This is a genomic window from Microbacterium sp. str. 'China', assembly GCF_002993305.1.
GTDB classification, from domain to species: domain Bacteria; phylum Actinomycetota; class Actinomycetes; order Actinomycetales; family Microbacteriaceae; genus Microbacterium; species Microbacterium paraoxydans.
Genome location: NZ_CP027434.1, coordinates 36,945 through 56,198 on the forward strand (window position 1 = coordinate 36,945; position 19,254 = coordinate 56,198).

Genomic DNA, 19,254 nt, shown 5'->3' on the forward strand with positions numbered 1-19,254 from the left:
GGGCCGCTCCTGGTCGAAGGAGGAGCCCATGATGTCCACACGCCGCCGCAGCATCGCCCGCCTCGCGGCCCCGATCCTGATTCTCGGATTCCTTCTCAGCGGCTGCACGCCCGCCGCGGAGGATCCGGCCCCGACGCGCACGGCCGCGGAAGGGGCGCCGCAGATCCCCGGTGAAGACGAGGGGGTCGTCGGAGCGACGAGCGTGCCGGAGGATGTGCCGGACGCTCCGGAGGTGCGCGCCGGCACCCAGATCACGACCTGCACCACGGAGGATGACGGCGGTACGGCGGAGGGCGTGGTCGGCAATCCGACCGACGAGGATGCCGCCTACGTCGTGACCGTGTTCTTCACCACCGATGCGGCTACGGTCGTCGGGTCCGGTCAGGTGACGGTGGAGGTCCCCGCCGGCGAGGAGGCCGACTGGTCCCTCACCGCGGACTTCGTGCCGCCGAGCGACCTCCGCTGCGCGCTGCGCGGAGCGGGCGCGGCATCCTGACCCGCTGAGGGGCTCAGCTGAAGAGGATGAGGACGTAGACGGCGAAGGTCACCAGGTGCGCGGCGCCGTGCATCGCGGTGACCCGCTTCGCCGCGAACGTCGTCACCGACAGCAGCAGCGTCACGGCGAGCATGAGGAGGTTCGCCGGCGACTCGGCGAGCACCACCTCCTGCCCGGTGAGCATGCCGATCAGGAGGACAGCGGGGATGGTGAGGCCGACCGTCGACACGAGCGCGCCATGGCAGAGGTTGTTCACGCGCTGCGCCTCGCCGTTCAGGGCGGCGCGGATCGAGGTGATCGACTCGGGGAGGAACACGATGCCCGCGATCAGCAGTCCCGCCAGGGCGACCGGAGCGCCGAGCCGGCCGAGACCGTCGTCGAGCAGGGCCGCCATGTCGTGCGAGAGCAGCACGATCGGGACGACCGTGACGACGAGGAGCACGAGGCGGGTCAGCACCTCGACGCGGTGGGCCGCGAGCACCTCGCGGATGGGGTTCCGCGGCGCCGCCGTGCCCTCGGAAGCGCGGGCCCCCGACCGCAGTCGCTCGTCCACCTCGGTGAAGTCGTCGGCCTGCGCACCCATCTGCCGGAACAGGAAGAACGCGTAGAGAGCGAGGGTGAGCAGGATGATCGGGATCTCCTGCCCGATCGTGTACGCACCGTTGTCACCGATGAGACCGGGGAGGCCGAACGCCAGAGCGACGAGGACCACGAGCATCGACAGGTACGCGGATGTGCCGGTGCGGTTGTGCGCCATCCCCCGATGGCGGAGGCCACCGAGGAGGAGGGCCAGGCCGATGACGAGGTTGAGGATGATCATCGACACGGCCATGACCGAGTCCCGCGCGATCGTGGCGTGCTCGCCCGGCCCGAGCATGACGGCCGAGATGAGGATCACCTCGATGAGCACGATCGACAGCGTCAGCACCAGGGAGCCGTAGGGATCGCCCAGCCGGTGGGCGAGGGCCTCCGCCTGCTTCACGACGCCGAACGCGCACACGAGGATGACGGCGACGATCACGAGGAGGGCGACGACGAGGAGGGGTCCGGGCACGGGCGGCGCGAGCAGCGGGTGCAGGGCCAGCAGGGCGGCGAACGCGGCCCACCCCAGCGCCACGCGCAGCACGTCGGTGCGGGTGATGGACGACCGGATCATGACGGACTCCTTCATGAGTCAGTCGTCGTGTGCGGGTACTGCTCCCTCGTCCGCTGCTCCGGGTGCCGGAGACACCTCCAGGATACCCGCGCTCCCGGAACAGCGGCTGAGCAGAGCCGGACTCAGCCTTGCGGTGCGTCGTTCCAGGACCAGATGTCGTCGCCTCGCAGCACGGCGTCGGCCCCGCCGTCGCAGTAGATCGTCTGTCCCGCCATGTGGGTGTTGGCCGGGCTGGTCAGCCAGACGAGCAGCTCGGCGATGGAGGACGCCGGCTGGTGGTAGTTCAGCGGCATCGGCACGGCGGCGTCCACCATGGCCAGGCCCTCGGGCGAGTCGAGCAGGCCGGCCGTCATCGCCGTGGTGACGGTTCCGGGGGCGACGGCGTTCAGCGGGATGCCCGCTCCCGCCCACGCCGGGGTGACGCTCTCGCGACGGACCCAGCGCGAGAGGGCGCGCTTGCTGGACGAGTAGTTGAGGAACCCGGCCTCGGGCGTCGCGGCCAGGCGGTCGCCGATCTCGATCGCGCGCGCCTCGTCGCCGGCGAGGGCGGCGTCGACGAGCTCGGGCGACACCGGCTGCAGCGAGGCCATCGACGACACCACGGCGGCGCGGGGTGCGTCGGCCAAGCTCAGCGTGGGCTGGAGCGCGGTCAGGAACTCGGTCACGCCGAAGAAGTTGATGGACATCGTCTTCGAGATCGGAGCCGAGATGCCGGCGCAGGCGATGACGGCGTCGATCCCGTCGTCGGCCGCCTCGACCACGGCGCTCGCCGCGGCCAGACGCCCCTCGTGGGTGGAAAGATCTCCGTCGACCTCGACGCCGGCGAGGTCGACGCCGATGACGGTGTGGCCCTGGGAGCGGAGCAGCTCGGCGGTGGCGGCGCCGATCCCGGATGCGGATCCGGTGACGACATAGGTGCGGGTCATGGGGTTTCCTCCTTGATGGACACGACCGGCGGCGTGCCGGACAGTGCGGTGACGAAGCGGCCGAGCTGGCGGCGGAATCCGTCGATCTCGTCCGGTGACCAGCCTGCGAGCGCATCGTCGACCATGCGATGGCCGGCCTCGACCAGGCGCGCATAGGCCGTCCGGCCTGCGTCCGTGAGGCGCACCTCGACCGTGCGTCCCGAGCGCACGGGGTCGACGACGCCCTGCGTCGCCATGCGGGCGACGAGCTTCGACGTGGTCGGCCGCGACAGTGTCGCGTGCGCGGCCAGGTCGCCGAAGCCCATCGCACCCCCGTTCATCCCGAGCAGGTAGAGCGCGCGGATGGCGGACGGATCGAGGGCGACGTCGACGGCTTCCGCGACCTGACGTTGCAGGTCGCTCTCACTCCATTCCGACACCACGCGGACGAGTGCCAGGTGGATGCCGGCGACGTCCTCGCCGGTGGTCATGTGTCCATGGTACGCCCCAAAGTTGCCTCAGGCAACAGTAGTGACGTATCCCGCGCTCGCCGTGTCCTCCGCGAGCGTGAAGAAGTGCCGACCGCCCGCGCGCCGCGCGCGTCGCCACCGTCGCTGCTGCCCGTCGGCGTAGTCGAGCACGATCCACGCGGGCGGGGGCGTGCCCTGCGGGCCGAGCACGAACGAGCACGCCCCGAGGCCGGGGGAGGCGAGCTCGGCGACGAAGCGATCGCCACCGGGGGCGAACGGTGCCGTGTCATGGAGCTCCGCCGGCTGTAGCCGCAGCACGGCGTCGGCCGGTTCCTGGGTCTCCGCGCGGAGCCGGCGCCTCATGCGGCACCGCCCTGGCGTGCCGCCCACTCCCGGGTGTCCCGAAGGCCGTGCGCATCGAGGTAGGCGCGGATCACGTCCGCGGTCAGGCGGATCTGCGCCTCCGTGCCCATCGCCGCCTGCATGACGCCGATCGCGGGCGCCGGCTTGCCGTCCACCCGCTCGAGCGCCTCCCAGACGATGTCCTCGCGGCCGCCGCGGCCGAGGGCGTGCGGCATCGAGGTGAACCCCGTCCTGCGCTGCTCGGTGGGTCGTGTCTCTGGCATGGGTGTTCCTCTCTCGGGGCGTATGGGCAGGCTCGCGCCGAGGGACGGGGGTCCCTCGCGAGACGCACGTCGGACGGCGGGGTGGTCTCCCCGGGGTCGGTGCGCGTGGTGCGGTGGCGCGCTCCGCCGGCGGCCCGGTGAGGGGCGTGCGGAGCGGTCGGCCTGGCCGGTTGCTGTCCTTCGACGGTACCACGTTATTTTGAGTCATTCAAAAGAAGTGGCTGGGTCATCCGCTCGTCGAGTGGGGTCCTGAGCGATTCCCGGGCGCGTTTTTCTCCCGTTCAGCGGGAAATTTGACTTCCCTGTGCTTCCGGGTATGGTCGGGGGTTACGCCAGCCAGTCACAAAGGGGAAGCGCCATGTCAGGAAAGTCCACACCGGGTCGCGCAGGAAAGAAGGCGCCGCAGCTCTCGCTCAAGGAGAAGCGGGCGGCGAAGCGCGCGAAGAACGCCCCGGACGAGTTCCTCAAGCCTCGCAAGGGCGCGAAGAGCTGAGGGCTCCGGCCCGGTGGGCGTGGCGGTCCTCCGCTGCGCCCACCGGGGATACCGGGGCGACGGCGAGCTGTCAACGGGCCTTGTCCTCAGCGCGGATCCGACGCACTCTGGAGTCTCCGCTACGAGAGGAGCGCGTCATGTCGAATCCGGAAGCCTTCATGTACCCGGACGAGCCGTTGCTGTCGGAGGAGGCTCTGCGGCTCGCGGAGGAAGACGCCGCCGCCGAGTCCGAGGAGGAACCGTCCCGCGAGGGCATCGCGGCACATCTCGCCGAACGGGGCGGCGACGACCCCGACGCCCTGCAGGACGTGCCCGCCGGCGGCGCCGGTGCGGACGCCGGGGCCGGAAACGCGGCCCGCGTCGACCCGTCGTCGAAGAACCCGCCGGAGCCCGCCTACGAGTCGACCCACAGCAAGGAGCCGGGCGTCGGTCCGCGGCACGAGGGCGACTGAGCCGACGCTCAGCGGAAGAGGCGGCTGATCCCGCTCTCGACCTGCGCGAGCTGGATGAAGACGAGGCCGCGCCAGAGCGGAAGCAGCGGTGCCCGCAGTGCCCGTCGCACCGGACCGCGGGGCCTGGCCTCCCACGTCATCGTCGCGCGGAGCTGCGTCCCGCCCGCGGCCGGTTCGAGTGCCATCGTGAGGGCGCGCGGATTCGCATGGGGCGCGTCGGGGTACTCGAAGCGCCAGGTGAGCGCCCCGGACTCCTCCTCCCGCATCACACGGAGGCGATGGAACTCGGGCTTGCGGCGCAGGGGCCGTCCGTCCGGCGCCGTGGTCGGGGCGAATGCCTCCCAGGGGCCGTCGTTCCCGGCGGGGAGGACGCCGGCGACGCTCTGCTCCCACTCCGGGAGCCGTTCAGGATCGGCGAGCACCGCCCGGAGCTCTGATTCCGCGGCCGGCACGAACATCGAGCGGGACCCGGTGATCCCCCCGGCCACCGGCTTTCGGCCCGGCTGAGGGGAGCGCGCGGTGCCCTCGACCTCGTCGAGCTGGGCCGTGAGGTCGTCTTCCGTCACGGCGAGCCGACCGAGGATGGCGGTGATCAGGCCGCTGGGTTCTGCGAGCAGGGCACGAAGCACGGCGGCGGAGTCCCCGCGGCGACCTCCCTGAGACGCGGCTCGGAGCACGGCGAGGGCACGCTCGGTCCAGTCGTAGCCGTCGGTCTCATGGAACACGATGCGCCCCGGACCCACCGCCGGAGCGTCGATCCCCATGGCGAGGAGCTGCCCCGCGTGCTGCGCTTCGACAGCGGCCCTGGTGGCATCGAGGCGGACGCCGGCCCGTCGGAGCACCTGTCCGCCGGTGTCGGCGTCGATCGTGAGCGCGAGCAGCAGGTGGTCGATGTCCGCGTCGCGCAGTCCGAGGCGTGAGGCCTCCTCCATCGCCGCGAGCGAGAGGGTGTGCATGGCCGCGGCGGCGTCCGTGAAGCGGCTCATGCGTTCCGCCGCGGGACCGGGATGGTCGGGTCGATGCGGCGGCTGTGCTTCTTGTGCGCGGCCTGTCGCGTGACGCCGAGGGCGTCTGCGATGGCCTGCCAGCTCATCCCGGCGCGAAGGGCGGCCTCCACCTGCCGCAGCTCGAGAGCGTCGGCGAGGGTCCGCAGCGAGGCCACGGCGCGCAGCCCGGCACGCGGATCGGTCGTGTCCGCGGCGGCGCGGGCGATGTCGAGGGACTCCATGCTGTCAACCTAGGTTGCTGACAGGCAGATTGTCAACCGCGGTTGCTCGAAGAGTCCCTCGACCGACCCGTCAGGCGGCGGAGGGGTGCAGTACGACCTTGATGCAGCCGTCCTTCTTCTCCTGGAACGTCCGGTACAGCTCCGGGGCGTCCTCCAGCGCCGCGTGATGCGTCGTCAGATCCATCACGCCCAGCGGATCCGACGGGTCCTCGACGAGCGGGAGGAGATCGTCGATCCAGTTCTTCACGTTGCACTGGCCCATCCGCAGGCTGATCTGCTTGTCGAAGAGGGTCTTCATCGGCAGGATGTCGGCATCGCCCGCATACACACCGCTCAGCGAGATCGTCCCGCCGCGGCGGACGGCGTCGATCGAGGCGTAGACGGCAGCGAGCCGATCCACCCCGGCCTTGTCGAGCATCTGCCGCGCTGCGGGATCGGGCAGCAGGCCGACCGCCTTCTGCAGGAACTCCACACCGCTGTTGCCGTGCGCCTCCAGGCCGACCGCATCCACCACGGCATCCGCACCCCGTCCCTGGGTCGCGTCGCGGATCTCTTCCACGGTCGTGTCGGTGAGGTCGAGCGTCTCGATGCCGTGCCGCTCCGCCATCGCCCGTCGTTCCGCCACCGGTTCGACGGCGATGACGCGGTTGCCGCGGTGCCGGGCGATCCGGCTGACGAACTGCCCGACGGGGCCGAGGCCCATCACCGCGAGGGTCCCGCCTTCGGGAAGCTGCGCGTATTCCACGCCCTGCCAGGCTGTCGGCAGGATGTCGCTGAGGAAGAGGTAGCGCTCATCCGGCAGGTCCGGTGCGACCGGGATGTGGTTGTAGTCCGCCAGCGGCACGCGGAGGTATTCGGCCTGCCCGCCGGGGACCTGGCCGTAGAGCTTGGTGTAGCCGAAGAGAGCTGCGCCGCTGCCGTACTTCCGCACCTGGGTCGTCTCGCACTGCGATTGCAGCCCGCGGAGGCAGAAGAAGCACACCCCGCAGGAGATGTTGAAGGGGATCACCACGCGGTCACCGGGCTTCAGCTTCGTGACGTTCGCGCCGACCTCCACCACGACGCCCATCGGCTCGTGCCCGAGGATGTCGCCGCGGTCGAGGAACGGCCCCAGGAGCTCGTAGAGGTGCAGGTCGGATCCGCAGATGGCCGACGAGGTGATCCGGACGATGGCGTCCGCCGGCTGCTGGATGACCGGGTCGGCGACCTCCTCCACCGTCACGTTCCGTTTGCCCTGCCAGGTGAGTGCCTTCATCATGTCCTCCACGTCTCGATGTCCGTCGTCCCTCCACGCTCTCGGGCGCGCCGCAGCATGGCCACCCGGTTGACAGGCCGTGGACGACGTGCGATCCCCGGGACTCAGTGGAAGGGGCAGCCGCGCCCGGAGCCGGAGGCGCGCACCCGCGCTCCGGACGTGGGCTTGGTGGGCAGGCGGCGGCGATTCACGTCGAGCCCCTCGTCGAGCACCGTCAGCTCCGGGTCGCTCAGGACGGCGACGGCGGCGGAGAGCCCGGCGATGACGAGCTTCTCGCCGGGGCAGCGGTGGCCGGAGGCGACGTCGCCCCCGCCCTGGGGGACGAAGGTCGTGATCTCCTCGTAGTCGTCCACGTCGGTGAACCGCTCGGGGGCGAAGCGCTCCGGGTGGGACCACGACCGCTCGTCGGTGTTCGTGCCGAGGATGTCGAGGACGACCCGGCCGCCCTCCGGGACCGTGACGCCGTCGATCTCGACCTCGGCGATGGTACGACCAGGCAGCATCGGCACGAACAGTCCGGTCCGCCGCACCTCCTGCGCGAACAGGACGGCCAGCGTGCCCCCGACCAGGGCGCCGCGCTCCGTCGTCTCCGCCGCGATCCGGGTACGCCACTCGGGGTGGTCGTGCAGCTGCTTCGCGGCGAAGGCCACGAACCGCGCGGCGGCGATCATCGGACGGATGCTGTTCTGCAGCTCGACGCCGGCCACCTGGGCGGGCAGAAGCTCGCCGTTCTCGTCGCGATGCGCGGCCCACAGGGCGAGCGCGGTGCCCTCCGGCGCCGCCAGATCGCCGGCGCGGACGGCTTCGATGAGGCGGCGCGCGTGACGGTCCGAGAAGATCCGGTTCGCGAACGCCTCGACGTAGGCGGGGGAGTAGGGGGCGCCGAACCCGTCCACGATCTGCGCGAGGCGCGCGGCCCAGCGGGTCTGCGCCGCCGGCGTGCCCGGGAGCCCGGCCCAGCGCATCATGGCGCGCCCGAAGGCGCCGACGGCCGCGTCGTAGGCGCTGCGGGTGCCGCCGGCGCGCCAGTCCTCGCGCTCGGCCGCCCATTCCCGTTCGAGGAACGGTGTGAGCCGTTCGACCTGCGCATCCTCGTACGCGGCTTGGACGAAGGTGGCCTTGCGGTGGCGGTGGGCGGTGCCGTCGAGCGCGTGCACGGAACCGTGCCCGAACAGGGGCTCGCGGACGATCCCCGGCATGGCGCCGGCACGGGCGATGCGGCTCTCGTCGTAGAACAGCTCCACACCCTCGGCACCGCGGACGAAGGCCGCCGGGTGCCCGAGGAGGCGCATCGGGGCCGACCGGGCGCCGGGGCGGACTCGGCGCCAGATGCGCTCGCCGAAGTCGTAGCCGCGGGTGAGCAGCGCCGGCGAGTCCTCGTGCAGGGCCGCGTCGACACCGTCGGAGAGTCGGGAAGTCAGTCGCTGAAGCATGATCCGACCCTGTCACGCGCTCGTGCGGCAGCCCAAGGGGGAGGCGTCCTCGGACCGATTGTGCTAGCCGGGACGGTCGGTGTCGCCGATGTCAAGCACCTGCCCGAGTGAGGTTCGCGGCGCGCAGGATGGGGGCAGAACGGAGGAACCATGGCCACCAACACCCGCGACCTGACGTGCACCACCCATGACGTGTTCCGCGTGCTGGCGAACGGCTGGCTCTACCCCGCGTGGGTGGTCGGCGCCTCCCGCATGCGCGACGTGGACGACTCCTGGCCCGCGGCCGGGGCCCAGCTGCACCATTCGGTCGGCACGTGGCCCGCGCTTCTGGACGACACCACCGAACTGGTGGAGTGGCACCCGCCGCACCGTGCGGTCATGCGGGCGCGCGGCTGGCCGGTAGGAGAGGCGCAGGTGACGATCCGCGCGCGGACGACCCCGACGGGATGCCAGGTGCGCATCGACGAGGAGCCCGTCAAGGGCCCGGCGACGATCCTGCCCCGATTCCTGACCACGCCGATGCTCCGCTGGCGGAATGCGGAGACGCTGCACCGTCTCGGCTACCTTGCCGAGGGCCGCGCGTCCTGACGCGGGCTTTGCGCATCACGCTTCGGCGCGCATGAACTCCTCGGCGGCGCGCACCTGCTCCGCCGACGGCCGGATGCCGGTGTACAGGACGAACTGCTCCAGCGCCTGCCGAGTCGCGACCTCGGCTCCCGTGATCACCGTCTTACCCGCGGCTCGGCCGGCGGCGATGAGCGGCGTCTCGGCGGGCAGCGCGACGACGTCGAACACGACTTCGGCGGCGTCGATGGCCTGTTCCGGGAAGGCGAGGGCGTCGGCCTCCGTACCCCCGGCCATGCCGATCGGGGTGACGTTCACGATCACGTCGGCCCTCGCGTCTCCGACCTCGGCGCGCCAGGCGAACCCGTACAGCTCGGCGAGGGAGCGGCCCGCCGTCTCGTTCCGGGCGACGATGGTCACGTCCGTGAAGCCGGCGTCGCGGAACGCGGCGGCCGTCGCCTTCGCCATGCCGCCCGAACCCCGGAGGAGGACCGACGACGCCGGGTCGAGGTCGTTCTCCGTGATCAGCTGAGCGATCGCCGCATAGTCGGTGTTGTGGGCCGTGAGCACGCCGTCGTCGTTCACGATCGTGTTGACGGAGTCGATGGCCTCCGCCGAGGGGTCCATGCGGTCGACGAGCTCGATGACGTCCTCTTTATAGGGCATCGAGATCGCGCACCCGCGGATGCCGAGGCCGCGCACCCCCGCGATGGCCTGCGTGAGGTCGGTCGGGGCGAAGGCCTTGTAGATCCAGTTCAGACCGAGGGCCTCGTACAGGTGATTGTGGAAGCGCGTGCCGTTGTTGCTCGGCCGTGCGGACAGCGAGATGCAGAGCGTCATGTCCTTGTTCAGCATGGTCACCGAATCAGGCTACCGCCGCATCTGTCAAGGTCCATGGCGGGAGAACGCGTCCTCCCCTATGGTGAAAGTGCATGCAAGGGGATCGATCGTCTACGCCTCTCCCCAGGAGGCGGAGGCCCTCCCCACGGGCCGGACGATCCGTGCATGCGATTGGGCCCTCTCGAGTAGTTCAGTCCCCAATGGACTCCTCGAGAGGGCCGCTCTCCGGCTAGCCGCTACGAAGTTTTTTCAGATTTGTCCCCCAAAAGGGGGACAAGAAGCTCACGGAGGGGTTAGGCTGTTCCTGACGCACCCTCCGGTCGTCTTCGGCCCTCATCGCTCCCCCCGCGGTGAGGGCCACACCATTTTCCGGGCGCGTCCGCTCATGCAACATTTGGATTACCTTCTCGCAACGGCTATTCCGCCGGGGGTCCCCTCCACTAGCGTTAGCGATGTCGGTGCACCCCTGCGTCGGCTTCTACATCAGCAGAACAGGCAGTACATGAGCACCCAGGGCACGGTCAAGTGGTTCAACTCGGAGAAGGGCTTCGGCTTCATCTCCCCCGACGACGGAGGCGCTGACGTCTTCGCGCACTACTCCGCCATCCAGTCATCCGGCTACCGCTCTCTCGAAGAGAACCAGCGGGTCGAGTTCGATGTGGCGCAGGGTCCCAAGGGCCTGCAGGCAGAGAACATCCGCCCCGTCTGAGGCGGAAGCAACACCGGGAACTCCCCGTCGGATCCACGCGCAGGCGCTGACCCGGCGGGGAGTTTCGTCTTCCCTGACGGCCCTGGAGCCGGTCAGGGCAGCAGGAGTGCGCGCAGCTCGTCGACGGTCGTGACGCGGAACGCCGCGTCGTCGCCCTCGTGCGGGTCGCTGAAGCCCCAGCCGACGAAGATCACGGGCACGCCGTTGGCGAGACCGCCCTCGACGTCGTGGTGCCGGTCGCCCACGAGGACCGGGCGGGAGGTGTCGGCACCCAGCGCGTGCAGCCGTCGCAGCGCCTCGGCCACGATGTCGGTCTTGGACGCGAGCGTGGCCTCGTCCGGCGTGGCACCCACGGTCGTGAGGAACGACGGCCGGAGTCCGAAGTGGTCGACCAGCGCGTCGACCTGGTTCTCGGGCTTCGAGCTCGCCGTCGCCTGGGGGACTCCCGCCGCGTGCAGGTCATGGATCAGCTCGGCCACCCCGGGATACGTCTGCACGTCGGTCGTGTACCCGTCCGCCTTGCCGAGGGTGCGGTAGAACGCCACCGCCTCGGCCGACTGCTCCGGCGTCATCCCCGCCTGGTCCTGGAAGGACTGGAACATGGGAGGGCCGATCCAGTGCACGAGCTCCTCGCGCGTCGGCGCCGGGTGGCCGAAGTGCGTCAGGGCGATGTTCAGGCGACGCAGGATCCCGACCGAGGCGTCGACGATGGTCCCGTCGACGTCCCAGAGCACACACGAGTAAGGCGAAGAGGGCATGCCTCCAGCCTAGGGTCCCGCGAACGGGTGCCCGCCCGTCCTGCACAGGTGTGCACGAAACGGGTTCATCCACCGAACGCGGGAAGGCCCTTCACGCCGATCTAGAGTCGTGACAGCGGCGGGATCACGGGTGAGAATGGGGGCCATGTACGTGTCGGTGGAAGTCATCACGATGCTGGCGACGGCCGCGACGACTCTCGTCGCGATCATCAGCGGATTCGGCTGGATGATCGGTCGGATGGACGCGCGCTTCGCCGCGGTGGACGCGAGGTTCGCGATCCAGGACGCGAAGTTCGACCGGATCGAGCACGAGCTCACCGAGGTGCAGATCGCGATCGCGCGGCTGGAGGGCCCGCGGCCGCGCCTGGTCTCGACGCGCTGAGGGTCAGAAGAGGCGGGGGATGCCCGACTCGATGCCCTTCATGTCGTCGTAGTCGAGCACGAGGCAGCGGATGCCGCGATCCTCGGCGAGCACGCGGGCCTGCGGCTTGATCTCCTGAGCGGCGAACACGCCCTGCACCGGGGCGAGGTGGGGGTCGCGTCCCAGGAGCTCGAGGTAACGGGTGAGCTGCTCGACGCCGTCGATGTCGCCGCGGCGCTTGACCTCGACCGCGATCGCCACGCCGTCGGCGTCGCGCACCAGCAGGTCGACCGGGCCGATGGCCGTGGGGTACTCGCGACGGACCAGGGTGGCGCCCTCGGCGACGCGGTCCACCTGCTCCGCGAGCAGGCGCTGCAGGTCGGCCTCGACGCCGTCCTTCTGCAGCCCGGGGTCGATCCCGAGTTCGTGGCTGGAGTCGTGGATGACCTCGTAGATCTGCACGCGGAGGGCATCGCCGGTCTTCTTGTGGGTCACGCGCCACACCTCGACGACGCCGGCGCCGGCCTCCTCCTCGCCCGGTTCCTCGGTCGCGAGCACGCACGGCGGGCTCATCCAGTTCAGCGGCTTGTAGCTGCCGCCGTCGGAGTGCACGAGCAGACTCCCGTCACCCTTATGCACGAGCAGGCGGGTGGCGAGCGGAAGGTGGGCGTTGAGTCGGCCGGTGTAGTCGACCGAGCAGCGGGCGATGACGAGACGCACCCGACGAGCCTACTTCGTCGTCGCCGGGGTCGCGGTCAGAAGATCGCGTCGAAGAGTCCCAGCTCGGTGGCGGCCGACCGGGCGATGAGGAAGCCGATGATGCCGATGATCCAGGCCGTGTTCTCGGCGCCCGTCCGCTCCATCCAGGCGGCGAAGCGCTCCAGCGGGCGCTGCACGAGCGGGGCCGCCACCAGTCGCAGCACGAGGAGCACGAGCGCCGGGAGGATCATCAGCGCGCAGTACCCGGCGAGGGAGAGCACCCGGAGCGGCGTGTCGACGCCAGCGTCCGCGAGCATCGTCATCGCCACGATGTAGGGGAGCATCGTCGCGACCTCCACGAGCCCGGCCGCGATGGCGACGGCCATGACCGCGAACCCCCGGGTCTGCGGGTCGAGCAGGCGTTCCCGCCACCGAGCGATCCGACCGGGACGCGGTGCGGTCGTCGCAGTGGCGGTCGAGGGAACGGGTGGGTGTGCCGGGGCGATCGACCCGGATGGCGGTTCGCTGCCCGGCACGCCGGAGCCGGTCGCCGCGGTGGTGGCCGCGCGCGCTCCGACCGGCGCCGCTTCCGCAGGCTTCGTCGGCATCACGAAGGCGGTGACGAGAAGGGCGGCGCCGACGACGAGACGGGTGATCATGCCCGCGGGAGAGCTCAGGAAGGCGGAGGCGACGTCGACGAGATTCACCAGGCCCCAGAGGAAGAGGAGGCCGACCACGAGATAGAACACGGCGATCGTCGCGAGATAGAGGAGGATCCGTCCGGCGCGCACCCGGCCGGGATGCAGCAGCAGGAAGACCGGGATGAGCAGCGTCCCGACGCTCAGGCCGTCGATGAGCGCGAGCACGGCGAGGGAGAGGGGCAGCGGGAGCCCGCCGAAGAGTTCCATGCCTCCACGATTGCGACGGCTCGGCATGCGCGGATCGGGCGAAAGTCGGGGTCGTCCGGATGCTCTCATCCTTTGGTCGGATGCGACGCCGTCCGCGCCGTGATTGCATGAGGGCATGCACGATCCGGCCGACGGAGGGCCCGCCGCCTGGTACCGGCGGCACCGGTGGTGGGTGGACCCGCTGGGCATGGCCGGTCTCGCGACGGTCATGGCGGCGCTCGGGTTCCACGGCATCTGGGGACCGTTCTCCCTGCTGCCGGAGGACGTCTCGCCGTGGTGGGCGCTGGTTCTCGCGATCCCGGCCTGCGCTCTCGCCCTCGGCAAACGGCGTCATCCGTGGACGGTGCTCGCGCTCGTCGCCGGGCTCTTCGTCGCCGACCTCCTCACCGTCGGCGGCGTCGGGACGCTCGTGGTGCTGCTGGACGTGCTGTGGACGGCGGCCTTCCTCGCCGGCCCCCGCGGGCGCCGCGTGCTGCTCGTGCTCCTGGGCGTGGCGACCGTCGCCCTCTTCCTCGCCGCCCTGCTCGTCTCGGCGGCGACTCCCGCGGTCGCGGTGCTGTTCGCGGTGCAGTTCGGCGCGATCTTCGGTACGGACTACTGGTGGGCGGTGGCGGTGTCGCAGGCGCACGAGCTGGCCGACCTGCACCGTCAGCGGGCGGAGGACGCCGCAGCGACCGCCGCCCGGGACCGGGCGCAGGCCGTCCAGCGCGAGCGCGAGGCGATGGCGCGCGAACTGCACGACGTGGTGGCCGGGCATGTGATGGCCATGGCGATCCGGGCGGAGGCGGCGCTCGCAGCGCCCCCGACGCGGGCGGACGATCGCGCCGCTCTGCAGGCCGTGCGCGATGCCGGGCTGGACGCGCACGGAGCCCTGCGCACCATGATCGGGGTGCTGCGCCGCGGCGACGGGGCGCTCGCGCCGACCCCGGGATGGGCCGACCTCGCGGGTCTCGCCGCGGAGGCCCGACGCTCGGGCTTGGACGTGCGCCTCGCCGTCGAGGACCCGGGTGCGCTCGGCGGCGGCGGAGAGCAGGCGGTCGTGCGGGTGGTGCGCGAGGCACTGGGTAACTGTGTCCGCCATGCCAACGGTGCCGTGGTCGAGGTGACCATCGGCCCGGTCGACGAGCAGGCCCGCGTCGCGGTGCGCTCGCGGGGCGGCGCGCCGACCGTCACCGCCGGGCACGGCGGCGAGGGGTGGGGGCTGCAGATGCTGCGGGAGCGCATCACCGCCCTCGGCGGGACGTTCCGCGCCGGTGCGGAACCCGACGGCTGGCTGGTCGAGGCGCGACTGCCGGTGGGGGGCCGGTCATGACCGCACCGACCGTGCTGCTCGCCGACGACCACGGCGCGATCAGGGCCGGCCTGCGCATCATGCTGGAGACGCACGACATCACTGTCGTCGGGGAGGCCGCGGATGGCGAGGTGGCCGTGCGCAATGCCGCAGCGCTCCGGCCGGATGTCGTCCTCATGGATCTGCGCATGCCGGGGCGCGACGGGGTCTCGGCCACCCGCGAGATCGTCGAGCGCGGACTGGGGGATGTGCTCGTCCTGACGAGCTTCGACGAGGACGAGCTCGTGCTCGCGGCGATCCGGGCGGGAGCGGTCGGATTCCTCCTGAAGACCGTCGATGCGCCGACTCTCGTCCAGGCGGTGCGCGCCGTCGCCGTCGGAGACGGGGCGCTGGACCCGCGGGTCACCCGCCGCGCGCTCGCGGCAGTGGCGGCGTCCGCTCCGGAGCCCACGCCGATGACGACGTTCGCGCTGCCGGAGCTGACGCCCCGGGAGCGCGACGTCCTCGACGGGATCCTGCAGGGGTGGTCGAACGCCCAGCTCGCCGCGCGCCTGCGGATCTCCATCCCGACGGTGAAGACGCACGTCTCGAACGTCCTCACCAAGCTCGGCGCGCGCAGCCGGTCGCACGCGGCCGCGCTCGTCCGCGGGGTCGAGGGCTGAGTCAGCGCTCGACGGTCGGGACCGCCGGAGCCTTCTCCTCGGCGCGCAGCGGTCGGGCGGCGCCGGAGAACAGACCCGAGAGCACCACGAGCGCGACGAGGATGAAGAGCGTGTTGAGCAGTCCGATGTGCTCGCTGATGACCCCGAGCACCGGCGGGCCGCCGAGGAACGCCACATAGCCGATGGTCGCGGCCGCGCTCACCCGTGCGGCGGCCTTGGCCGGATCGTCCGCCGCGGCCGACATGCCGAGGGGGAAGCCGAGCGACGCGCCGATGCCCCACAGCGCCGCGCCGACGAGGACCAGCGGCAGCGTGGGCGCGAGGATGAACAGGAGGATTCCGGTGGCGGCGGTCGCGGCCAGGATGCGCAGCACCAGCACCCGGCCGAAGCGGTCCACGAGCGGCCCGCCGAAGAGGCGGACCACGGTCATGCCGACGGAGAAGACCGCCAGGGCGACGGCCCCTGTGCCCTCCGCGAAGCCGTGTCCCTGCTCGGTGCCCAGGGCGATCCAGTCGTTGGCGCCGCCCTCCGCGAAGGACATGCCGAGCATGACGGTTCCCAGCAGGTACGTGCGCGGCTCGCGCCAGGCCTCGAGCGCGGTGTGCATCCGCTGACGGAACGGGGGCTTCTCGTGGTCCTCGGGGTCGAGAGCGGCCTCCCGCACGGGCACCTGGAAGAAGCAGACGACGGCGATGACGGCGATGAGGACGCCCATCGACACCGCGTGCGTGCCGACGTCGACCTTGAGGGCAGCGGCGAGGGCGCCGATGCCGGCGCCGAGCACGGTGCCGAAGCTGAAGAACGCATGGAAGACCGGCAGGATGGTGCGGCCCATCTGCTGTTCGATGGCGGTGGCCTCGACGTTCATCATGACGTCGACGCAGCCGTTGCCGAAGCCGAAGAGCACCATGCCGATGAGGACGACAGGCACCGACCCGAAGACGGTCGCGCCGAGGCCGACGAGGGCGATGCCCGTGGCGAACGTGAGCATCGCCAGGAGCATGCCGCGCCGCGCACCGGTCCGCGCCATCACGGCAGGGCTCGTGGAGATGCCGAGGATGGACGCGACGCCCATGCCGAGCAGGATGAGGCCGACCTGCGCGTTGTCGAGGTCGAGCGCCTCCTTGATCCCCGGCACGCGGGACGCCCAGGTCGCAATCGAGAGTCCGCTGGCGAGGAAGATGGCGAAGATCGCGGTGCGCCAGCGCACGAACTGCGAGCGGGTGAGGGCGGTGTCCATGGCGGACAGCCTATCGAATCGATTCGACCTTGCGCGACCGAACCGGGCTATCCTCGGAGTATGACCAGGGAGACGCCGCGCCGGCCCACGATCGCCGATGTGGCTCGCGAGGCGGGGGTCGCCACCTCGACCGCGTCGGTCGTCTTCAGCGGCAAGGCCAAGGTCGCACCCGCCACCCGCGACCGGGTGCTCGCCGCCGCGACCGACCTCGGCTACACGGGGCCCGACCCGCGCGCCGCCTCCCTCCGTCGCGGTCGCAGCGGCATCGTGGCGGTGGTCCTCGAGGGGCACCTGCGCGCGGCCTTCCTCGACCCCGTGACGACCGCCATGATGGACGGCCTCACCGACGGCCTGGCCGATCTCAGCGCCGGCATCCTCCTCATGCGCGACGAGCCCGGCGAGGACGGCTCGGCCATCGCGAGCGCCCCCGTCGACGCGGTGGTGCTCATCGGCTGCTCGGGCCGTACCCGCGCGTCTCTCGAGATCGTGCGTGGACGGGGTCTCCCCGTCGTCGTCATCGAGGGGGACGCGGGGCTCGACGTCCCGCGCATCACCCTGGACAACGTCGCAGCCTCCGCCGAGATCGCCCGCCACGTGCGCGACCTCGGACACCGGGACGTCGCGCTCGTCACGCTCTCGCTGGACGCCGAGCGCGAGCGCACCCTCATCACGCCGGAGCGTCTGGCCCACGCCACCGTCGACGTGACGGTCGACCGCCTGGCCGGCATGCGGGAGGTCTTCGCTGACGCTCCGGCGATCTCGGCCTCGGGCAGCCTCATCGACGAGGGCATCCTCGTCGGGCGGATGCTGCTCACCGATGCCGACACCCGCCCGACCGCGGTGCTCGCGCAGAGCGACCTGCTGGCCGTCGGAGTGATCCGCGCCGCGGAGGAGCTCGGACTCCGCGTTCCCGAAGACCTCTCGGTCGCGGGTTTCGACGGCATCCCCCTCGACGGCCTCGGCGATCTCACCCTCACCACGAGCGTGCAGCCGGCGGTGGAGAAGGGCAGGGCGGCGGGAGAGCAGGTCGCCCGGATGCTGCGCGGTGAGCCGGGCGTCACGCAGGACCTGCACTGCGTCTTCCGCGCCGGCACCACGACCGCACCGCCTCCGTCGCGCTGACGGCGCGCACCGGTCAGGAGTGGGCGGGCCCGAGAGGAAGCGTCGCCGGCGCGTAGTCGAGGATGCGATACCGCCCGCACGCGATGACGGCTGTCGGGGCCGCAGCGGTCGGCAGGTTCCACGCCACCGTCTGCGCATCCTCGATGAGGAACGAGACCTCCCCCGCCGCGAAGTCGCGACGATCGACGAGCCACGCGTAGCCGCGGAGCTCATGATCGACCTGCACGAGCCGGGCCGGATCGGCCGCGTGCAGCTTGGGGAGCCGGACGGTCCAGAACTGTCCGGCACCGGTGCGCCCTGACGAATCCACCCAGTCCGTCACACAGGCGAGGTCCGCGTCGGGCGCGCTCGCCGCCTGCACGATGCGGGGTACGGACACGGAGCCGCCGGCGAGAAGGGCGATGGCGACGACGGCGGAGACGACCCGCGGCAGCGTGGCTCGCCGCATCCGGACGCGCGGCAGGGTGACGAGGGCGAGGACCGGGGCGAAGGCGAGAGGTTGCAGGTACCGCGCTGCGTGGGTTCCCGCCGCGATGCCGCCGACGAGCACGACGAGCGGGAGTGCCCAGGCGGCGGTGGTCACCAGGCGGTCACCCGCGTCCGACGAGCGGGCCGACCGCACGACCGCGAGGACCATCAGCGCCAGCACGGCCATCGCGCCGAGCACCCCGCCGGGGGAGGACAGCCGATCGATCGCGAGGCCGGCGTAGTACGCGGCGGAGTGGATCCATTCCGTCGGTTGGATGTAGCCGGCACCGGAGTTCGCGATCCATGCCGAGAAGGGAATGCGACCGAGGAAGCCCAGGATGCTGCCGCCGACCAGCGACGCGATCAGCGCCAGACCGCGGCGCCGGATAGCGAGCGTGGTGAGACAGAGACCGCCCAGGACGAGGGAGAGCGGCACCGTGGCCCAGGCGGCGAACAGCGGATTGCTGAGGGTCGCCACCGCCGCGACCACCCCGAGTCCGAGCGGGAGCGCGACGGTGCCGGCAGGGCGATCGAGGAACCGCCGACACAGGCCGACGGCCAGTACGACGGCCACGACGGTCGCGGAGTAGTACGTCGTCGTCAGCACCAGCGACGCGAGCTCGAGCGCGTCTCGCGACGGCGAGGACTCCGTGACGATGAGGAGACAGAACACGGCGAGGGCGCCGACCGCCCAGGCGACCGGTGCGCGACCCTCGACGCGCCGCCCGGCGGCGAGACGGATCGCCCCGTAGAGCGCGAGGACGTTGACACCGCGATGGCCGCGAGCACGCCGTTCACGTCGAACGGCAGCACGGCGTCGAGGGCCGTGAACACCGCGATCTCGGGGAGGAAGAGCACGCTGGACAGCGCCCAGTCGCCCCCGCCCCCATCCAGGACCGATCGGCCGACGAGGGCCACGATCAGCGAGTCTCCGTCGTCGAACATCAGGACCGAGCGCGGCGAGGAGGCGAGGTGTCCGACGGCGACGAGCGCCAGCGCCAGCGCGGCCGCCCACCCCGCCAGTTCGCGTCCCCAGACCCGCCGCATGCGACCACTCTGACATGCGATCTCGGAGCTCGCGGGGCCGACAGGCGTCTCGGCCCGGTAAACTGGACCGA

General features: G+C 71.5%; 25 protein-coding genes. 9 read left to right on the plus strand and 16 right to left on the minus strand.

From position 1 onward, the window contains the following. Positions 1-28: 28 nt before the first annotated feature. Positions 29-496: a hypothetical protein gene (locus C6C15_RS00165; RefSeq protein ID WP_060923308.1), complete on the plus strand. Its 468-nt coding sequence runs from the start codon at positions 29-31 to the stop codon at positions 494-496. 13 nt (positions 497-509) lie between these two features. On the opposite strand, the gene C6C15_RS00170 is transcribed toward C6C15_RS00165, so the two are convergent. From C6C15_RS00170 to C6C15_RS00190, 5 genes are all read right to left on the minus strand, one after another. After that, the gene (locus C6C15_RS00170) at positions 510-1,652 is read right to left on the minus strand and encodes a calcium:proton antiporter (RefSeq protein ID WP_199787674.1); all 1,143 of its coding nucleotides are present in this window, start codon (positions 1,650-1,652) and stop codon (positions 510-512) included. Positions 1,653-1,774: 122 nt separating this feature from the next. Then, positions 1,775-2,578 carry an SDR family oxidoreductase gene (locus tag C6C15_RS00175; protein ID WP_060923310.1) on the minus strand — a complete coding sequence of 268 codons (804 nt, stop codon included), beginning with the start codon at positions 2,576-2,578 and terminating at the stop codon, positions 1,775-1,777. Then, entirely contained in the window at positions 2,575-3,048 is a 474-nt protein-coding gene (locus C6C15_RS00180; RefSeq protein ID WP_060923311.1) for a MarR family winged helix-turn-helix transcriptional regulator, read from the minus strand. The genes C6C15_RS00175 and C6C15_RS00180 overlap by 4 nt, the downstream gene beginning before the upstream one ends. Before the next feature lie 27 nt (positions 3,049-3,075). Further along, positions 3,076-3,390 carry a hypothetical protein gene (locus C6C15_RS00185; protein WP_060923312.1) on the minus strand — a complete coding sequence of 105 codons (315 nt, stop codon included), beginning with the start codon at positions 3,388-3,390 and terminating at the stop codon, positions 3,076-3,078. Then, a complete protein-coding gene (locus C6C15_RS00190) occupies positions 3,387-3,653 on the minus strand; it encodes a hypothetical protein (protein WP_060923313.1) in 267 nt (88 codons plus the stop codon). Before C6C15_RS00190 ends, C6C15_RS00185 begins: the two co-directional genes overlap by 4 nt. Positions 3,654-4,011: 358 nt before the next feature. On the opposite strand from C6C15_RS00190, the gene C6C15_RS17390 reads away from it, so the two are divergent. After that, on the plus strand, positions 4,012-4,146 hold the full coding sequence (locus C6C15_RS17390; RefSeq protein WP_255218720.1) for a hypothetical protein: 135 nt from the start codon (positions 4,012-4,014) through the stop codon (positions 4,144-4,146). A 137-nt stretch (positions 4,147-4,283) separates the two neighbouring features. Further along, positions 4,284-4,598: a hypothetical protein gene (locus tag C6C15_RS00195; protein WP_105948965.1), complete on the plus strand. Its 315-nt coding sequence runs from the start codon at positions 4,284-4,286 to the stop codon at positions 4,596-4,598. Positions 4,599-4,606: 8 nt separating this feature from the next. Here C6C15_RS00195 and C6C15_RS00200 read toward each other — a convergent pair whose 3' ends face one another. The 4 genes from C6C15_RS00200 to C6C15_RS00215 form a co-directional block, all read right to left on the minus strand. Continuing rightward, positions 4,607-5,584 (minus strand): SRPBCC family protein, encoded by a 978-nt coding sequence (locus C6C15_RS00200; protein ID WP_105948966.1) that lies wholly within the window; start codon positions 5,582-5,584, stop codon positions 4,607-4,609. Continuing rightward, positions 5,581-5,826: a hypothetical protein gene (locus C6C15_RS00205; RefSeq protein WP_105948967.1), complete on the minus strand. Its 246-nt coding sequence runs from the start codon at positions 5,824-5,826 to the stop codon at positions 5,581-5,583. Before C6C15_RS00205 ends, C6C15_RS00200 begins: the two co-directional genes overlap by 4 nt. Positions 5,827-5,896: 70 nt before the next feature. Continuing rightward, positions 5,897-7,081 carry a zinc-dependent alcohol dehydrogenase gene (locus tag C6C15_RS00210; RefSeq protein ID WP_105950718.1) on the minus strand — a complete coding sequence of 395 codons (1,185 nt, stop codon included), beginning with the start codon at positions 7,079-7,081 and terminating at the stop codon, positions 5,897-5,899. Positions 7,082-7,185: 104 nt separating this feature from the next. Further along, entirely contained in the window at positions 7,186-8,514 is a 1,329-nt protein-coding gene (locus tag C6C15_RS00215; protein ID WP_083370960.1) for a cytochrome P450, read from the minus strand. A 150-nt stretch (positions 8,515-8,664) separates the two neighbouring features. Here C6C15_RS00215 and C6C15_RS00220 point away from each other — a divergent pair, with 150 nt between their 5' ends. Beyond that, positions 8,665-9,102 (plus strand): SRPBCC family protein, encoded by a 438-nt coding sequence (locus C6C15_RS00220; RefSeq protein WP_060923431.1) that lies wholly within the window; start codon positions 8,665-8,667, stop codon positions 9,100-9,102. A 15-nt stretch (positions 9,103-9,117) separates the two neighbouring features. On the opposite strand, the gene C6C15_RS00225 is transcribed toward C6C15_RS00220, so the two are convergent. After that, the gene (locus C6C15_RS00225; RefSeq protein ID WP_199787675.1) at positions 9,118-9,939 is read right to left on the minus strand and encodes a shikimate 5-dehydrogenase; all 822 of its coding nucleotides are present in this window, start codon (positions 9,937-9,939) and stop codon (positions 9,118-9,120) included. Between the two features lie 481 nt (positions 9,940-10,420). Here C6C15_RS00225 and C6C15_RS00230 point away from each other — a divergent pair, with 481 nt between their 5' ends. Next, positions 10,421-10,627: a cold-shock protein gene (locus C6C15_RS00230; protein ID WP_017203899.1), complete on the plus strand. Its 207-nt coding sequence runs from the start codon at positions 10,421-10,423 to the stop codon at positions 10,625-10,627. Positions 10,628-10,719: 92 nt separating this feature from the next. Here the strand turns inward: C6C15_RS00230 and C6C15_RS00235 are convergent, their stop codons facing one another. After that, positions 10,720-11,385 carry an HAD hydrolase-like protein gene (locus C6C15_RS00235; RefSeq protein WP_105948969.1) on the minus strand — a complete coding sequence of 222 codons (666 nt, stop codon included), beginning with the start codon at positions 11,383-11,385 and terminating at the stop codon, positions 10,720-10,722. 145 nt (positions 11,386-11,530) lie between these two features. Between C6C15_RS00235 and C6C15_RS00240 the strand changes: the two genes are divergently transcribed. Next, the gene (locus C6C15_RS00240; RefSeq protein ID WP_105948970.1) at positions 11,531-11,767 is read left to right on the plus strand and encodes a response regulator; all 237 of its coding nucleotides are present in this window, start codon (positions 11,531-11,533) and stop codon (positions 11,765-11,767) included. 3 nt (positions 11,768-11,770) lie between these two features. On the opposite strand, the gene nucS is transcribed toward C6C15_RS00240, so the two are convergent. Both nucS and C6C15_RS00250 read right to left on the minus strand, forming a co-directional pair. Beyond that, positions 11,771-12,466: an endonuclease NucS gene (gene nucS / locus C6C15_RS00245; protein ID WP_060923428.1), complete on the minus strand. Its 696-nt coding sequence runs from the start codon at positions 12,464-12,466 to the stop codon at positions 11,771-11,773. Positions 12,467-12,501: 35 nt separating this feature from the next. After that, positions 12,502-13,353, minus strand: a complete 852-nt coding sequence (locus C6C15_RS00250) for a GAP family protein (RefSeq protein ID WP_105948971.1) — start codon at positions 13,351-13,353, stop codon at positions 12,502-12,504. Between the two features lie 115 nt (positions 13,354-13,468). Here C6C15_RS00250 and C6C15_RS00255 point away from each other — a divergent pair, with 115 nt between their 5' ends. Together C6C15_RS00255 and C6C15_RS00260 are read left to right on the plus strand one after the other, a co-directional pair. Next, complete coding sequence (locus C6C15_RS00255; RefSeq protein ID WP_083370961.1) at positions 13,469-14,665, plus strand: sensor histidine kinase; 1,197 nt, start codon at positions 13,469-13,471, stop codon at positions 14,663-14,665. Continuing rightward, entirely contained in the window at positions 14,662-15,306 is a 645-nt protein-coding gene (locus C6C15_RS00260; protein ID WP_105948972.1) for a response regulator, read from the plus strand. The genes C6C15_RS00255 and C6C15_RS00260 overlap by 4 nt, the downstream gene beginning before the upstream one ends. Before the next feature lies 1 nt (position 15,307). Here C6C15_RS00260 and C6C15_RS00265 read toward each other — a convergent pair whose 3' ends face one another. Next, positions 15,308-16,546, minus strand: a complete 1,239-nt coding sequence (locus C6C15_RS00265) for an MFS transporter (RefSeq protein WP_105948973.1) — start codon at positions 16,544-16,546, stop codon at positions 15,308-15,310. A gap of 60 nt (positions 16,547-16,606) precedes the next feature. Between C6C15_RS00265 and C6C15_RS00270 the strand changes: the two genes are divergently transcribed. After that, complete coding sequence (locus C6C15_RS00270; RefSeq protein WP_105948974.1) at positions 16,607-17,668, plus strand: LacI family DNA-binding transcriptional regulator; 1,062 nt, start codon at positions 16,607-16,609, stop codon at positions 17,666-17,668. A 13-nt stretch (positions 17,669-17,681) separates the two neighbouring features. Here C6C15_RS00270 and C6C15_RS00275 read toward each other — a convergent pair whose 3' ends face one another. After that, on the minus strand, positions 17,682-18,809 hold the full coding sequence (locus tag C6C15_RS00275) for a hypothetical protein (RefSeq protein ID WP_234024184.1): 1,128 nt from the start codon (positions 18,807-18,809) through the stop codon (positions 17,682-17,684). Next, positions 18,737-19,183: a hypothetical protein gene (locus C6C15_RS17270; protein ID WP_234024185.1), complete on the minus strand. Its 447-nt coding sequence runs from the start codon at positions 19,181-19,183 to the stop codon at positions 18,737-18,739. Before C6C15_RS17270 ends, C6C15_RS00275 begins: the two co-directional genes overlap by 73 nt. Positions 19,184-19,254: the final 71 nt, after the last annotated feature.

Coding starts and splice junctions, on each gene's coding strand:
- C6C15_RS00180 (WP_060923311.1), bottom strand. CDS start 3,048: ATGACCACCGGCGAGGACGTCGCCGGCATCCACCTGGCACTCGTCCGC.
- C6C15_RS00190 (WP_060923313.1), bottom strand. CDS start 3,653: ATGCCAGAGACACGACCCACCGAGCAGCGCAGGACGGGGTTCACCTCG.
- C6C15_RS00205 (WP_105948967.1), bottom strand. CDS start 5,826: ATGGAGTCCCTCGACATCGCCCGCGCCGCCGCGGACACGACCGATCCG.
- C6C15_RS00250 (WP_105948971.1), bottom strand. CDS start 13,353: ATGGAACTCTTCGGCGGGCTCCCGCTGCCCCTCTCCCTCGCCGTGCTC.
- C6C15_RS00270 (WP_105948974.1), top strand. CDS start 16,607: ATGACCAGGGAGACGCCGCGCCGGCCCACGATCGCCGATGTGGCTCGC.
- C6C15_RS00235 (WP_105948969.1), bottom strand. CDS start 11,385: ATGCCCTCTTCGCCTTACTCGTGTGTGCTCTGGGACGTCGACGGGACC.
- C6C15_RS00215 (WP_083370960.1), bottom strand. CDS start 8,514: ATGCTTCAGCGACTGACTTCCCGACTCTCCGACGGTGTCGACGCGGCC.
- C6C15_RS00175 (WP_060923310.1), bottom strand. CDS start 2,578: ATGACCCGCACCTATGTCGTCACCGGATCCGCATCCGGGATCGGCGCC.
- C6C15_RS17390 (WP_255218720.1), top strand. CDS start 4,012: ATGTCAGGAAAGTCCACACCGGGTCGCGCAGGAAAGAAGGCGCCGCAG.
- C6C15_RS00240 (WP_105948970.1), top strand. CDS start 11,531: ATGTACGTGTCGGTGGAAGTCATCACGATGCTGGCGACGGCCGCGACG.
- C6C15_RS17270 (WP_234024185.1), bottom strand. CDS start 19,183: ATGCGGCGGGTCTGGGGACGCGAACTGGCGGGGTGGGCGGCCGCGCTG.
- C6C15_RS00210 (WP_105950718.1), bottom strand. CDS start 7,081: ATGAAGGCACTCACCTGGCAGGGCAAACGGAACGTGACGGTGGAGGAG.
- C6C15_RS00255 (WP_083370961.1), top strand. CDS start 13,469: ATGCACGATCCGGCCGACGGAGGGCCCGCCGCCTGGTACCGGCGGCAC.
- C6C15_RS00185 (WP_060923312.1), bottom strand. CDS start 3,390: ATGAGGCGCCGGCTCCGCGCGGAGACCCAGGAACCGGCCGACGCCGTG.
- C6C15_RS00165 (WP_060923308.1), top strand. CDS start 29: ATGATGTCCACACGCCGCCGCAGCATCGCCCGCCTCGCGGCCCCGATC.
- C6C15_RS00170 (WP_199787674.1), bottom strand. CDS start 1,652: ATGATCCGGTCGTCCATCACCCGCACCGACGTGCTGCGCGTGGCGCTG.
- C6C15_RS00220 (WP_060923431.1), top strand. CDS start 8,665: ATGGCCACCAACACCCGCGACCTGACGTGCACCACCCATGACGTGTTC.
- C6C15_RS00230 (WP_017203899.1), top strand. CDS start 10,421: ATGAGCACCCAGGGCACGGTCAAGTGGTTCAACTCGGAGAAGGGCTTC.
- C6C15_RS00260 (WP_105948972.1), top strand. CDS start 14,662: ATGACCGCACCGACCGTGCTGCTCGCCGACGACCACGGCGCGATCAGG.
- C6C15_RS00200 (WP_105948966.1), bottom strand. CDS start 5,584: ATGAGCCGCTTCACGGACGCCGCCGCGGCCATGCACACCCTCTCGCTC.
- C6C15_RS00195 (WP_105948965.1), top strand. CDS start 4,284: ATGTCGAATCCGGAAGCCTTCATGTACCCGGACGAGCCGTTGCTGTCG.
- C6C15_RS00265 (WP_105948973.1), bottom strand. CDS start 16,546: ATGGACACCGCCCTCACCCGCTCGCAGTTCGTGCGCTGGCGCACCGCG.